At 57.9% G+C, this 13,386-nt stretch carries 13 protein-coding genes; 6 read left to right on the top strand and 7 right to left on the bottom strand.

The annotated features are described in order from the left end of the window. The first annotated feature begins 64 nt into the window (after positions 1 to 64). Together ACR0BT_RS19050 and ACR0BT_RS19045 are read left to right on the top strand one after the other, a co-directional pair. Positions 65 to 1,729, top strand: coding sequence for an ABC transporter permease (locus tag ACR0BT_RS19050; protein ID WP_480763842.1), 1,665 nt, complete (start codon positions 65 to 67; stop codon positions 1,727 to 1,729). Between the two features lie 78 nt (positions 1,730 to 1,807). Next, positions 1,808 to 2,158 carry a DUF2794 domain-containing protein gene (locus ACR0BT_RS19045; RefSeq protein ID WP_170399260.1) on the top strand — a complete coding sequence of 117 codons (351 nt, stop codon included), beginning with the start codon at positions 1,808 to 1,810 and terminating at the stop codon, positions 2,156 to 2,158. Here ACR0BT_RS19045 and ACR0BT_RS19040 read toward each other — a convergent pair. The 3 genes from ACR0BT_RS19040 to ACR0BT_RS19030 form a co-directional block, all read right to left on the bottom strand. Beyond that, complete coding sequence (locus tag ACR0BT_RS19040) at positions 2,155 to 2,892, bottom strand: C40 family peptidase (RefSeq protein ID WP_480763841.1); 738 nt, start codon at positions 2,890 to 2,892, stop codon at positions 2,155 to 2,157. The two genes, ACR0BT_RS19045 and ACR0BT_RS19040, sit on opposite strands and share 4 nt — an antisense overlap. After that, positions 2,889 to 4,271 (bottom strand): M17 family metallopeptidase, encoded by a 1,383-nt coding sequence (locus ACR0BT_RS19035; RefSeq protein WP_170567321.1) that lies wholly within the window; start codon positions 4,269 to 4,271, stop codon positions 2,889 to 2,891. Before ACR0BT_RS19035 ends, ACR0BT_RS19040 begins: the two co-directional genes overlap by 4 nt. Positions 4,272 to 4,335: 64 nt before the next feature. After that, positions 4,336 to 4,725 (bottom strand): hypothetical protein, encoded by a 390-nt coding sequence (locus tag ACR0BT_RS19030; RefSeq protein ID WP_170399254.1) that lies wholly within the window; start codon positions 4,723 to 4,725, stop codon positions 4,336 to 4,338. A gap of 213 nt (positions 4,726 to 4,938) precedes the next feature. On the opposite strand from ACR0BT_RS19030, the gene ACR0BT_RS19025 reads away from it, so the two are divergent. The 3 genes from ACR0BT_RS19025 (at position 4,939) to ACR0BT_RS19015 (ending at position 7,135) form a co-directional block, all read left to right on the top strand. Further along, the gene (locus tag ACR0BT_RS19025; protein WP_170567248.1) at positions 4,939 to 5,418 is read left to right on the top strand and encodes a phosphoribosyl-AMP cyclohydrolase; all 480 of its coding nucleotides are present in this window, start codon (positions 4,939 to 4,941) and stop codon (positions 5,416 to 5,418) included. A gap of 86 nt (positions 5,419 to 5,504) precedes the next feature. Further along, positions 5,505 to 6,041 carry an SRPBCC family protein gene (locus ACR0BT_RS19020; protein ID WP_480763840.1) on the top strand — a complete coding sequence of 179 codons (537 nt, stop codon included), beginning with the start codon at positions 5,505 to 5,507 and terminating at the stop codon, positions 6,039 to 6,041. A 584-nt stretch (positions 6,042 to 6,625) separates the two neighbouring features. After that, a complete protein-coding gene (locus ACR0BT_RS19015) occupies positions 6,626 to 7,135 on the top strand; it encodes a M48 family metalloprotease (RefSeq protein WP_480763839.1) in 510 nt (169 codons plus the stop codon). Between the two features lie 143 nt (positions 7,136 to 7,278). Here the strand turns inward: ACR0BT_RS19015 and ACR0BT_RS19010 are convergent, their stop codons facing one another. From ACR0BT_RS19010 to ACR0BT_RS19000, 3 genes are all read right to left on the bottom strand, one after another. Further along, positions 7,279 to 8,301 carry an aspartate-semialdehyde dehydrogenase gene (locus ACR0BT_RS19010; protein WP_170399241.1) on the bottom strand — a complete coding sequence of 341 codons (1,023 nt, stop codon included), beginning with the start codon at positions 8,299 to 8,301 and terminating at the stop codon, positions 7,279 to 7,281. 113 nt (positions 8,302 to 8,414) lie between these two features. Beyond that, positions 8,415 to 9,449: a glycosyltransferase family 4 protein gene (locus ACR0BT_RS19005; RefSeq protein WP_480763838.1), complete on the bottom strand. Its 1,035-nt coding sequence runs from the start codon at positions 9,447 to 9,449 to the stop codon at positions 8,415 to 8,417. A 15-nt stretch (positions 9,450 to 9,464) separates the two neighbouring features. Further along, positions 9,465 to 10,637 carry an MFS transporter gene (locus ACR0BT_RS19000; protein WP_170648975.1) on the bottom strand — a complete coding sequence of 391 codons (1,173 nt, stop codon included), beginning with the start codon at positions 10,635 to 10,637 and terminating at the stop codon, positions 9,465 to 9,467. A gap of 145 nt (positions 10,638 to 10,782) precedes the next feature. Between ACR0BT_RS19000 and ACR0BT_RS18995 the strand changes: the two genes are divergently transcribed. Further along, on the top strand, positions 10,783 to 11,925 hold the full coding sequence (locus tag ACR0BT_RS18995; RefSeq protein ID WP_480737690.1) for a DUF3095 domain-containing protein: 1,143 nt from the start codon (positions 10,783 to 10,785) through the stop codon (positions 11,923 to 11,925). Here the strand turns inward: ACR0BT_RS18995 and ACR0BT_RS18990 are convergent. Continuing rightward, the gene (locus ACR0BT_RS18990; protein WP_480763837.1) at positions 11,922 to 13,331 is read right to left on the bottom strand and encodes a pyridoxal phosphate-dependent decarboxylase family protein; all 1,410 of its coding nucleotides are present in this window, start codon (positions 13,329 to 13,331) and stop codon (positions 11,922 to 11,924) included. The two genes, ACR0BT_RS18995 and ACR0BT_RS18990, sit on opposite strands and share 4 nt — an antisense overlap. Positions 13,332 to 13,386: the final 55 nt, after the last annotated feature.

Below are 13,386 nucleotides of genomic sequence, written 5' to 3'. Positions count from 1 at the left end.
ACTGGTGTTTCTTAGAGTTTTAGTCGATTAAAGGCAGACCCTATGGGATTCTCAGTCAGACGCGATGGCCGAAGTCGAATATTCAGAACACGGAACGCATAACCGCGGCGCCCTAGGCACACGCTTTGTGGGCGGCATTGCCTATGTCGTGGCGGCCGCTTGTCTGTTGCCAATGGTGGCGGTTGTTCTAGCGGCGGTGACCGGTGGCACCGACACAATTTCCCATTTGTTAGAGACTGTTTTGCCTGGCTATGCGCTGACCACGGTGATCCTGGTGGTGCTGGTCGCAGCAGGGACGTTTTCGATTGGCGTCGGCGCTGCGTGGCTGGTCACGATGACCCGCTTTCCCGGAGTGCGGTGGCTGGAAATCGCTCTGGTCCTGCCGCTGGCCTTTCCGGCTTATGTGCTGGCCTATGCCTATACCTTCATTCTGGATCACCCCGGAATCGTTCAGACCACGCTGCGGGATGTGACCGGCTGGGGCCCGCGCGACTATTGGTTCCCCGAGATTCGCTCGACCGAGGGCGCGGCGGTGATGTTGATCCTGGTGTTGTATCCCTATGTCTATTTGCTGGCGCGCGCGGCATTTCTGCAGCAAAGCGCCACGGCCTTTCTGGCGGCCCGGGCGCTGGGCAATGGCCCCTGGCATGCCTTTTGGCGCGTATCCCTGCCGATGGCACGCCCGGCGATTGCGGGGGGCGTCTTGCTGGCGGTTATGGAAACCATCGCCGATTTCGGCACAGTCGCCTATTTCGGAGTGCAGACTTTTGCCACTGGCATCTACACAAGCTGGTTTTCCATGGCTGATCGCGCTGCTGCGGCGCAACTCGCCCTTTGTCTGTTGGGTTTTGCGCTTGTCATGGCCGTGGCCGAGCGGACACAGCGCGGCAAGGCCAAATACTATCAGGCAGGCAAGCGCCACGCAGGTCTGCCAGCGGCGCAACTCAAGGGATGGCAATCACTCGCGGCATTTCTGCTATGCGCAATTCCCGTCCTGTTCGGATTCCTTCTGCCTGTGGTTATCCTTGTGCAGATGGGGTTGGAATCCGAGCAGAACCTGCTGTCGCGCCGATATATCGGGTTCATACAGAACTCGCTGACACTGGCGGGGACTGCGGCGGTTATCACCGTCAGCGCAGCGATTTCGATAGGATTCTTCCAACGCCTGCGCCCCAGGCGCGGGTCCGCCATGGCGGCTTATGTGGCGCGGTTGGGCTATGCGGTGCCGGGTGGCGTGATTGCCGTGGGGCTGATCGTCCCCTTTGCGGGTTTCGACAACGCACTGGATGCGTGGATGCGCCAAACCTTTGGTATCTCGACCGGACTACTGGTCACTGGATCCATCTGGTTGTTGATCGCGGCCTATATGGTGCGCTTTCTGGCCGCCGCGCTCAGCGCCTATGAGGGCGGGCAGAGTACCGTTCACGCCAATATGGATGCCGCCGCGCGGTCACTGGGTCAAACCCCGTTGGGAACGCTGCGCCGGGTGCATCTGCCGATCCTTACGCCTTCGCTGCTAACGGCACTGTTGATTGTCTTTGTGGATGTGATGAAAGAGCTGCCCGCGACCCTGATCATGCGGCCTTTTAACTTCGACACGCTAGCAGTGCAGGCCTATCGTCTGGCCTCGGATGAGAGGCTTGAAGGTGCAGCGGTTCCGTCGCTGGTTATTCTGGCTGTCGGGTTGCTGCCGGTGATCTTGATTTGCCGTCAGGTTGGGCGCAGATAGCGGGCGGGCGATCCAAAAATACAACACCTTGATGCCAGTGGGCTTGATTCGACGGCGATTTCCGGCAAGGCTTGTCATATGAACATGCAGCCTCCCAGCCGGTTCGGGTCCGGCTCTGCCCAGATGCCGGTCGCGTTTGACCGGCGCGAGATGTCTCAAATCCTGTCTGTTTATGGCCGAATGGTTGCTGCCGGTGAATGGCGCGACTACGGAATCTCGAACCTGCGGGATATGGCGGTGTTTTCGATCTTTCGGCGCACGGCGGAACATCCCATTTACAGGGTCGAGAAGCACCCGCGCCTGCGGCTACGTCAGGGCATGTATTCCGTGGTCGGCATGGATGGGCGTATATTGAAGCGCGGGCACGATCTGCGCGCGGTTCTGAGGGTTCTGGAACGCAAGCTTATCCGGGCCGTTGACCTAGATTAGAGCCTTTTATGCGCTGTAACCGGCCCGTCACCCTGGGCGGCGATCCGGGCAATCGCCTGATCCATCGGTTCGAGCGCAACGGCCATGTGATAGGCGTTGGCGTGAAGTAGAAGGTTTTCGGCGGCAACCCAGGCAACATGGCCTTTCCAGAACAGCAAGTCTCCGCGCCGTGCGGGATCGCCCTCGGGCACCGATCCACCAACTTCGCGTTCCTGATCGCCGCTGTCTCCGGGACAAGGAACGCCGCAGGCGAGCAGTGCGAGCTGTACGAGGCCCGAGCAATCCAGCCCGAATCGACTGTTACCACCCCAAAGATAAGGGGTGCCGAGAAAAAGTTCGGCCGCGGAAACGGGATCGGTCAGCAGGGAATAGGCGGGCACGGCATGCACCCCCGGAATGAACCCGATTGGCGTTTCCAGAAATCCGCCCTCCTCAGACAGAGCCCTGATTTTACTGCCAAAGCTAAGAGAGGTCAGATCGCGGCTTTTTATATCGGGCTTCTCATAGGCATGGGTCGAAGCGGCGACGATCCAGTGAGTCTGTGGCTCAATTGGTCCCAGATGGTCCGTCGCCACCCATCCGGTATAGCCGTCCTTGCTGGCTGAGGTCTTGCTCCAGCCGTTTTGGTCGTCCAAAACAGTGACCGTGTCGCCGAACAACAATTGCCGGTCGCGCGGACCGTCAGGGTGGCGTAGCAGGTCTATGACCGGTTGAATGATGCGCGCCTGAGTCATAGGCCAAGGATCTCTGGCAAAGCCCCTAGGAGGGCACGCGGGCCTTGGCCCAAACCACCCTTGCTGCGACCGGGTTCCTTACTGCGTTGCCACGAATAGATGTCAAAATGCATATAGCGACTTTCGGCAGCGAACCGGCGCAGGAACAGTGCCGCGGTGATAGAGCCCGCAAATCCACCAGAAGGCGCATTGTCGAGGTTAGCGATGCCGGGTTCGATCATCGCTTCATAGGGGTCATGAAAAGGCATACGCCAGACCGGATCAGCGGCAGCCCGGCCAGCACGCGCCAGCACGTCCGCGGCTTTGTCGTCATCGGTATAAAACGGGGCCAAATCAGCGCCCAATGCAACCCGGGCCGCGCCAGTCAAAGTGGCCATCGAGATGAGCAGGTTTGGTGCCCCTTCATGCGCCAGAGCAAGGGCATCGGCCAGCACCAACCGACCCTCGGCATCAGTGTTGTTGATCTCAACCGTTAGCCCATTACGCGCCGTCAGGATGTCGCCGGGGCGGAAAGCATTGCCCGCTACTGCGTTTTCGACCGCCGGGATCAGGACCCGTAATTGCACCTTCAGATCCAGCGCCATGATCATACGGGCCAGACCCAGCACATTGGCCGCTCCGCCCATATCTTTTTTCATCAACCCCATCGAAGCACCGGGTTTCAGATTCAGGCCGCCGGTATCGAAACAGACCCCTTTCCCAACTAATGTTAGTTTTGGCCCTTGATCGCCCCAGTTCATCTCGATCAGACGCGGGGCCTGTTCGGCAGCACGCCCCACCGCGTGGATCATCGGAAAATTCTGTTCCAGCAACGCATCGCCTGTGATGACCGAGATGTCTGCGCCGTGTTCCCGTGCCAGTGCCTCAACCGCGTGTTGTAATTGCACCGGGCCCATGTCCGAAGCGGGTGTGTTGACCAGATCCCGTGTCAATGCCTCGGCATTGGCCATGATTTCGATCCGCCGGGCATCTACGCCCTCGGGCGCGATCAGCGTGGCGTTAGCCGGGCTTTGCGCTGCATAGCGATCAAAGGCATATCCCGTCATCAGCCAGCCCAGGCATTCAGCCTCAAGCACATCTGCGGGAACGCCCGAGGCGATATGATAGGTGCCCTTGGGCAGCGATTCTGCGGCAGCGGCTAGCGGAAATCGCTTGCGTACCCGTTTTGCCGCGCTGCCATATCCCGCCATGGCAAACTGCGGATTACCATCTGTGCCGGGCACCAGAAGTGTTTGACCCAGAGCTCCGGAAAACCCATCGGCCGCAACCCAAGCTCGGATATGATCCGGCTGATCGGTCAGCCAGCTCTCAAAATCTGATTGCTCTAACACATGTAGTGGCAGCGATGGGTCGGAGGCAGGGGCGAAGGACAGGGTCATGCGTGTCTCGGCTGGTTGGATTTTCGCCCAGACTATCTGTCTGCGGCGCACTCGCAACCCCCTCTCAGACAGATAGATCTTGCTGGTCCCAGACGGCAGTCAGCGATCGCTCACCCACCCGGATTAGGCGGCTCAGAGTCGCCCCTGTCGCCACCGCATCGCCAGCGTCGACAGTACAAGCTACATCGCCTGCCACACGTGCCAGTGCTGTCATGCCGATTTGCTCGGATATGGCCACGAGAGATTTTGCGCATTTGCGCAGCCCGGCCCAATCGCGTTGCCGCCAAAACCGTTCACAATTCGACAGCCGCAACGCCAGTTCTTCAACCGTGCGGCACAGCACGTCCATCGCGTTGGTGTCGCCAAGCTGATTGTACAGGCTGCTCAGGCGGTCCGGGTCCAGACGCACGGGTTCTTTCTGTTCCAGTGTGATAATCTTGTCCACCACATTCACCCCAATTGAAATGCCCCCACGGCACTGTCAGAGATTGGCGGCAAATACTTTGCAAAACCTTGCACCGGTTCAAAAGAATGGGTCGAATTTTCTGAGAATTCAGGCTTCCACGCGGTTCTGTGGGCAAAACCGGGCGAGAGTCCGGTCACACCTCTTGCGTTGACGCTCACTTGCTGCCAGTACCATAGAAACCGGACAGAGAAGGACAGGATCATGCCGATTACCACTGACGAGCTGGCCGCTGCCCGTACCGCCTGGGGCGATGGGTTGATTGCGATCTCCAAAGCTTTTGAAGACGGTGGGATCGATGCGGCCCGTTCCGTTGCCGAGGGTGTTCTGGATGCGGCATACGGCTATAATCTGGGCCCGGTCCTGTTCAAACCAACTATGGCGTCCGGAGATCATACCTTTCGCCCGACTCGCCACGGTGCACTGGCCTATTTTGTCGGTCACGATGCCGAATTTCCGCTTGATGGCGGTTTCGGGATCAAGGGTTGGCGCGAAATGGCAAGTGAGACATCGGCCAGCTTCGTCGAAGGTGATGTCGCCATGTGGATGGGCAAGGTCATTCTGACGGATGGCCAAGGTAACATCACGCAAGTCGACAAAAGCTTCGGCTACAAAAAAGACGCTGACGGAGTGCTTCGCATCGTACTGCACCATTCGTCGCTGCCTTACCAGCCACCGGCCTGATCCTGCGGGCCATACGATCGGGCCTCTGAAATTACGTCGATTCTTTGATATGTTTCCGATGATGTTGTCAGAATCGGATCGAGCTCATGAAATTGATTAAACGTATTCTCGTCACCCTACTGGTGATCATTCTGGCGCTTGTCGGAGTATCATATCTTTTGCCTGGTCAGGCCGAGGTGTCCCGCAGCATCACGATCGACGCGCCAGCCTCGGCGATCTTTCCCTATGTGAATTCGATGCAGGAGACCGAGAAATGGTCCCCCTGGCTGTCCCGGGACCCCGAAACCAAGCTGAGCTATAGCGGCCCGGAAGCGGGTGTCGGAAACACGCTGAACTGGGCCTCGGACAACCCGCAGGTGGGAATCGGTTCGCAGGAAATCACCGAGAGCACCCCGGATCAGTCCGTGCAAACCGCACTGGATTTTGGCCCGATGGGGACAGCCACCGCCTCGTTCCAGTTGCGGCCAGAAGGATCAGGCACACAGGTTACCTGGGGATTCGTATCCGACCTTGGTATGAACCCCATGTCCCGCTGGATGGGCCTAATGATGGACAATTGGGTCGGCGGAGATTACGAGCGCGGGTTGGAGAATTTGAAGACGCTGGTTGAGGGACAGGGGTGAAGGATCAGGCAGGAGGCATCTCTCTGATGACTGCTTTGAGGCCATACCAGAAACGATTGTTGAAATGTACGTGCGCTCATAGCAGTCCCTTTGCCGCGCAGGAGGCTGGGATCAAGCCATCGTGCAGCGCAAATAACCTCCGCTGACGCGGTGTTCAACTCGGTTCAAGCCCATACAGAACGGGGCGTGGATCGTTTGGTCCTTCGCTTCAATGCCATTTGTAGTGCCTACCATATTGACGACAGCTTAATCGGGGCGACCACCGACAACCCGTCTGTTATTGAATATCAAATCGTGAAGACCGTAGGTTCGAATGTGCAAGTTGGTTTCTCGAAAGCCACAGATTCGATTTTGATGCTCTGAACATTTGGAAAGGTGTGTTTATGAGGCGAACGGTATTGATGTTAGCTGTTTTGGCATTAGCGGGATGCGCTTCAACCACCACTCCTCCATCAGCACCTATTCCAAACCCCGGTCGCGCGAGCGCGCCCGTCAGTTCACAACAGGCACAAATAAGGTTCCGTCAGGTCGCCTCACGAATAGAACCTGTGGCAGAACGCGAATGCCGCCGCCGCACTACGAATGTGAATTGTGATTTTTTGATCCGCATTGATCCAGACAAAAAAGCACCCTCAAACGCGTATCAGAGTTTAAGTAAGTCGGGGCGCCCCGTTATCACAATGACTCAAGCGCTGATACGGAATGTAAACAACACTGACGAACTTGCATTTGTTATGGCGCATGAGGCCGCTCACCACATTCAAGGGCATTTGGCGCGACAGGCCCAAAATGCGGCGGCTGGTGCGGTGCTTTTGGCCGGTCTAGCAACAATTGCGGGGTCAGGGCCGAATGACATTGCCGCAGCACAAGACATTGGAGCCTTTGTTGGTGGGCGCAGCTATTCAAAAAACTTTGAATTGGAAGCTGATCGACTAGGCACGGTAATAGCCTACAAAGCGGGTTATGATCCACTCAAGGGTGCGCTGTACTTCGCACGAGTTCCTGATCCTGGTGATCGCTTTCTGGGGACGCATCCCCCAAACTCTCAAAGATACTACGCGGTAAAAGCGACAATGTCCCAGATCGGTGGCTGACCAACTGGTGCTGGATAGGCAATGGCAACGCATGCACAAGGCGGCTTTGCCCCGCAATATTGCCATCTCTGCCCGTCCACAAAATAATAAACCCCACTGGCGGTGCAGCGGGGTTTAATAGAGTCACAACCAACTGGCGAAGGTTACCCCTTCTTCAGAACTTCACGGCCCAGCAATTCTGCAATTTGAACAGCGTTCAACGCCGCGCCTTTGCGCAGGTTGTCGGACACGCACCACAGGTTCAGGCCGTTCTCGATAGTCGAGTCCTGACGGATACGGCTGATGAAGGTGGCGAAGTCGCCCGCGCATTCGATGGGCGAGACGTAACCACCGGCTTCACGCTTGTCGATTACCATGATGCCCGGTGCTTCGCGCAGGATGTCGCGGGCTTCGTCTTCGTCGAGGAACTCTTCGAACTCGATATTCACCGCCTCGGAGTGGCCGACGAATACCGGAACGCGAACGCAGGTTGCGGTGACCTTGATCGACGGATCGACGATCTTTTTGGTCTCGACAACCATCTTCCACTCTTCCTTGGTCGAGCCGTCTTCCATGAAGACGTCGATTTGAGGGATGACGTTGAAGGCGATCTGTTTCTGGAACTTCTTCGGCTCAACCTCGGTCGTGGGATTATAGATGGCCTTGGTCTGATCCCAAAGCTCATCCATGCCTTCCTTACCGGCGCCCGACACCGACTGATAGGTCGACACAACCACGCGCTTGATCTTGGCACGGTCATGCAGAGGCTTCAGCGCGACGACCATCTGCGCGGTCGAGCAGTTGGGGTTGGCGATGATGTTTTTGTTTTTATAGTCGTGGATCGCCTCGGGGTTACATTCCGGCACGATCAGCGGAATGTCCGGGTCATAGCGATAGAGCGAGCTGTTATCGATCACCACGCAGCCAGCCGCTGCCGCCTTAGGGGCGTAAACCTTTGTGGCCTCGGAACCCACGGCAAACAGCGCCATGTCCCAACCAGTGAAATCGAATGTGTCCAGATCTTTGGTAGTGAGCGTCTTGTCGCCAAATGTCACCTCAGTACCCAGCGAACGACGGCTTGCCAGAGCAGCAAGTTCATCGACAGGGAACTGGCGTTCCGCCAGGATGTTCAGCATTTCGCGGCCCACGTTACCCGTGGCGCCGACGACTACGACGCGATAGCCCATTTCATGTCTCCAAAGTTAAGGACGCGCGTTCATAGCCGCGTTGCGGCAAAGAAAAAAGAGGCGTTTCGGCTTATTTCACCCCGTCACACCGATTTGACACAGTTCAGTACCGTTCAGGGTTGTTTCAGCAAGGATCGATAAACCTCGACAATCGCCTGCGCTTCGCCTTCGATTCGAAAATTCTGCTCGACATGGGCGCGCGCGGCTAGTCCCGCAGCGGCCAGCGCGGCGCGGTCCTGCACCATATCCTCCAGCGCGTCGGCCAGTGCAGGGGCATTGTCTTTCTCGACCAGTCTTCCGGTCTCACCATCCTTGATTTGCGCACTGAACGCTCCGACCCCGTGACTGGCTATGGCGGGCACGCCCGAGGCCATCGCTTCAAGCGGTGTAAGGCCGAACCCTTCGTGCCGTGCGGGCGCAACGAACAGATCGAGCGCGCAATAGGTCTCGACAATCTCATCCCAAGGGCGCTCACCCAGAAAATGAACGCGGTCGCCCAGCCCGGCGTCCTGCAGCTTTTGCTCCTGCTCAGCCTGAAACGCCTCAAATTCGTTGGTGGTACGCCCGGTAAAGATCACATGCGCATCGGGGTGATTAGGCAGCATCTTCAGGGCGGCATCGACCAGCAAGTCGACCCCTTTCTGAGGGCGGATACGGCCAAAACACCCGATCAGCAGCCCGTCTGGCAGGCCAAGTTTTTGGCGCAGGGCGCTTTTGTCCTCGGCTGGGTGAAACAGCTCGGTGTTGACGCCATGCATGATGACAGTAGCGGGATGCTCCAGAAAGGAAGCGGCCTGAGGCGTCGTCGCGATCAACGCGTCCATTTTCGAAATCAGCCGCTTGGTGAACCCGGAATGATCACGTTGCGCGGCTGAGGTAAATAGCAGTTTGTAGTTGCGCCGAAGCACAGTGCGCAGAAACAGACCCATCAACATCTCGGTATTCCGGCGCGCATGCCAAACCCGTTTGCGATTGGGTAGAAGCAACAGTTTCCAGAGTCTGATATGGGGCAAATCTGGCGGCAGGCCGGGACCGGTGGCACGGATGCCGATCATTTTCTGCTGGATTGGCAGCAGTCGGATCACCGTCGTTGTCACGCCCGACAGGGAATGCTTCAGATTGGGTGCAATCACCTCAATGTCCTGCACGGGCGGTCTCCGGTTTCAGTCCACGCTGTCCCGACTGAATAGATAGATCACGCAGCCAATGGCAAGGGTGACCGCGAAAAAGCCGAAGATCGCCGTATAAGGTGCTGAGGGGCTGATCCCGGCGCTGGCCGCATGGATGCGCCCGGTGGCAAATTGCGCCAGACCAACGCCGCCAACGCCAAAAAGGTTCAGCAGGGTAACGCCCCGCCCGACCAGATGCGGCGGCACGAAGGCCCGGCCATGGGCCATGATCACCGGAAAACTGGCGCCCAGAAAGCCGATCACTGCCAACAGCAGCACCGAGACCCAAACGCCGCTGTCAATCCACAGGCACAGCAGGCCCAGTGCTGCGACTCCCAAGGTATTACCGCCCAGGATCACCCATTTCCGGGTGCCCAGGATACGGTCCAGCGGCCCATAGGCGAAGGTTCCTGCGATCATCGCGGCCCCCATGATCAACGTTGCCGTCCCGATCTGAGCGGTGCTGAGCCCGAACACGTCATTCAAATACGGCCCGGCCCAAAGCCCTCGGATCGCACCCGATGGCGCATAAGACACAAGCATGAGCGGCAGAATGGTCCACAGCGCAGGTTCTTTCAGCAGGTCTAGAAGTGATCCTTTTTGCTCGGTTTTTACCTTTTCAGGGTCATGCACCGTCAGCCAGATCCCCGCAGCCACCGCAGCAGAGATAATCGCCAGACCGGCCAGCGTCGCGCGCCAGCCCATCAGCTCGACCGCCAGCGCCGTGGGGTATGAGGCGACCAGATTGCCGACAGATCCCACGCCCAGCATCACGGCGGCGAGCGTGGCGAATTTGGCAGGTGGAAACTCTCGTGCAAAGATATAGTAGGATGCCATCAGAACCGGCGAGCATCCTACCCCGATCAACGCCATGGCGAGCGCCACATGGAACGGGGTCGTTGCGACCGCGAACAAGCCAGCCCCGCCAGCCCCGCCGATCAGCAGCAGCACCGCAGAACTGCGCCGAGGACCGACGCGGTCCAGTGCCCAGCCCACCGGGATCTGCATCGCCGCAAAGATTAGAAACCAAAGACCTGAAGCAAAGGCGAGGTCTTCGGGTGTTGCGCCGATATCGCGTCCCAGATCGGTGCTCAAAACTGCCAGAAAAGCGCGGAAAAACTGGCTGAGTACATAGGCCAGACACAAGATCACCAAACCTGCCTGCATTTCTTGACCTATTGTCTAGCTGCCTCGCCCCGATGCTTGGCACGCCGCGTTGATCGGCACAAGTGCCATGATTGAATCGATTGGGGCGGACATTCTTCACAATTGAGCTATCATCACGGAAGATTTTGGATTTCCCGAGTGTGTTATGACCCCCTCAGACTCTGTATTTTATGACTCCGTCCCCATTTCGGACAATTTCCTCAGCCTCAGTGACCCCGCGCAGTTCACACCTTTGCCCGAGACATGGGTTCTGGGCGTCGCCGATATCGTAGATTCGACCGGTGAAATCGCGCGGGGCCGGTACAAGACCGTCAACATGGTGGGGGCGGCCGTGATTTCAGGCATGATCAATGCGCTGGGTGGGCGCATATTTCCGTATGTCTTCGGTGGTGATGGTGCTGGATTCGCCGTATCGGGTGAGGATGCCGAGATCGCGCGGGATACGCTGGCAACACTGCAAAGCTGGGCCGAAACGGAATTCGCCATCACTTTGCGCGCGGCGCTGGTTTCGGTGGCCGACATCCGCGCCGCTGGACGTGATCTGCGTGTTGCTCGCTTTGCGCCGTCCACCGGCGTTGACTATGCGATGTTTACCGGCGGGGGACTGGCCTGGGCCGAGGCTCAGATGAAATCCGGGCAACTTGTTGTGCAACCAGCCGGACCTGACGCGCAGCCCGATCTGACCGGCCTATCTTGTCGTTGGTCCAACAGTCCAGCGAGGGTTGGTCAGATCGTTTCACTGGTTATTCAGCCTACATCAGAGTCTAATGAGGCTGAATTCGCCGCCCTGACTCAATCCATCCTGTCCGTCGCCGAAGGGCTAGAACGCGCCGGTCACCCGGTTCCGGCCAAAGGACCTCCGATGAGTTTCCCTCCGCCCGGCGTCGATATCGACGCCCATGTCTCACGCGCAGGTCGGAATCTTCTGATGCAGAAAACACGCTTGATGATCGGGAATATGTTGATCGGCTTGTTGTTCAAAACCGGGATGCGCCTGGGTCAATTCGAACCCAAGCATTACAAAGAGATGGTCAGTCGCAACGCTGATTTCCGAAAGTTTGATGACGGTCTGAAAATGACGCTGGATTGTGACTCGAGCACGTTGGAACAGCTCACTCAGATGCTGGACGACGCGCAAACAAAAGGCAAAATCAGATATGGAATGCACGCCCAGCAAGAGGCGATGATGACCTGCTTTGTTCCCTCGGCCATGCGCGACGACCATGTGCATTTTGTTGACGGGGCCTCGGGGGGATACGCGCAGGCTGCAGCGTCAATGAGGGCCTAAAGCCCTCGAGCGATTTCAGTGATCACGTCATAGGCCATCATCACGTCCTGTTCTGTGGTTTCAAACTGACCGGCCTGAAAGCGGATGACCAGATCGCCATCCACGCGGGTCTGTGTCAGGTAGATCCGCCCATCATCATTGATTGCATTCACCAGCCGCAGGTTCAGATCATCCAGATCTTCGGCCCCATCCGGCTCGTATCGGAAGGTCCAAAGAGACCACATTGGAGGCGTCACGATCCGAAAATCCGGTTCTGCTGCTAGACGATCATGCAGTGCGCGCGACCAATTGACGTGATTCCGCAGCCGTTCGCGCAACCCCTCCAGCCCATAGGTGCGGATGACGAACCACAGTTTCAGCGCGCGGAACCGACGTCCCAATGGCACCGACCATTCCGAGTAATTGATGATCCCGTCCTTGCCGTGGGTTTTCAGATATTCCGGGCTGATCGCAAGCGTGCGGACCAGATCATCGGGGTTTTTCAGGAAATGCGCACAGCAATCGAATTGCACGCCCAGCCACTTATGGGGATTGAATACAATGCTGTCGGCCTGATCGATCCCCGGCCAGTAGTGACGATATTCGGGGCAGATCATCGCCGACCCCGCCCAGGCTGCATCGACATGGGTATAAAGCCCGTATTTCTGTGCAATCGCTAGGCAGTGATCCACTGGATCAGTTGCCCCGGTTCCGGTCCCTCCAACACAAAGGATCACGCCCGCCGGGTGGAATCCAGACTCTAAATCTGATTGAATCGCTGCTTCAAGCGCCTCGGGGTTCATTCCACGCCAATCACCCCGCACGGGGATGCGCACTAGATTGTCCTGTCCGATCCCCGCAACCCAGATGGCGCGGTCGATTGAGGTATGAACCTCGAAAGAGCAATAAATGCGCAGTGGCTTTTGACCGAACAGCCCCTGCGTGTTGCCCTGCCAGTTCATCGCCTTCTCGCGCATGGTCAGCACAGCCGCCAATGTCGCAGATGACGCCGAATCCTGAATAACCCCGGCAAACCCTTTGGGCAGGTCCAGCGCTTCGCGCAGCCAGTCCATCATTCGTGTTTCCATCTCGGTTGCGGCGGGCGAGGTCTGCCACAGCATACATTGCGGCGCGATGGCGCTGGCCAGGAACTCGGCCAGAACAGACGGGGCCGAGGCGTTCGAATTGAAGTAGGCGAAGAACCGAGGGTGTTGCCAATGGGTAATGCCGGGCATCACGATTTGTTCGAAATCATGAAAGATGTCCTCGATCGGCTCGCCCTGCTCAGGGGGATGCGCGGGCAGAGCGTTCAGGATATCGCCCGGCTCGGTCCGGGCGCGCACGGGCTTGTCGCCCACCGTCAGGTGATAGTCTTGCGTCCACTCGGCAACCTTCTTGCCCCAATCGGAGAATTCATTCCATTTCATCTTATCCGCCTCGGTAGCCTTTTTGTCAGTATCATATGCTAAACAAGTTAAGTAA

Source organism: Ruegeria sp. CJ6, from assembly GCF_056536665.1.
The sequence above is the reverse complement of the archived record's forward strand: the minus strand, read 5'-3'. Positions and strand labels throughout refer to the sequence as shown.

What these genes read in the sequence shown, in the direction of transcription:
- ACR0BT_RS19050 (WP_480763842.1), top strand. Translation starts at nt 65, where the DNA reads ATGGCCGAAGTCGAATATTCAGAACACGGAACGCATAACCGCGGCGCC.
- ACR0BT_RS19045 (WP_170399260.1), top strand. Translation starts at nt 1,808, where the DNA reads ATGAACATGCAGCCTCCCAGCCGGTTCGGGTCCGGCTCTGCCCAGATG.
- ACR0BT_RS19040 (WP_480763841.1), bottom strand. Translation starts at nt 2,892, where the DNA reads ATGACTCAGGCGCGCATCATTCAACCGGTCATAGACCTGCTACGCCAC.
- ACR0BT_RS19035 (WP_170567321.1), bottom strand. Translation starts at nt 4,271, where the DNA reads ATGACCCTGTCCTTCGCCCCTGCCTCCGACCCATCGCTGCCACTACAT.
- ACR0BT_RS19025 (WP_170567248.1), top strand. Translation starts at nt 4,939, where the DNA reads ATGCCGATTACCACTGACGAGCTGGCCGCTGCCCGTACCGCCTGGGGC.
- ACR0BT_RS19020 (WP_480763840.1), top strand. Translation starts at nt 5,505, where the DNA reads ATGAAATTGATTAAACGTATTCTCGTCACCCTACTGGTGATCATTCTG.
- ACR0BT_RS19010 (WP_170399241.1), bottom strand. Translation starts at nt 8,301, where the DNA reads ATGGGCTATCGCGTCGTAGTCGTCGGCGCCACGGGTAACGTGGGCCGC.
- ACR0BT_RS19000 (WP_170648975.1), bottom strand. Translation starts at nt 10,637, where the DNA reads ATGCAGGCAGGTTTGGTGATCTTGTGTCTGGCCTATGTACTCAGCCAG.
- ACR0BT_RS18995 (WP_480737690.1), top strand. Translation starts at nt 10,783, where the DNA reads ATGACCCCCTCAGACTCTGTATTTTATGACTCCGTCCCCATTTCGGAC.
- ACR0BT_RS18990 (WP_480763837.1), bottom strand. Translation starts at nt 13,331, where the DNA reads ATGAAATGGAATGAATTCTCCGATTGGGGCAAGAAGGTTGCCGAGTGG.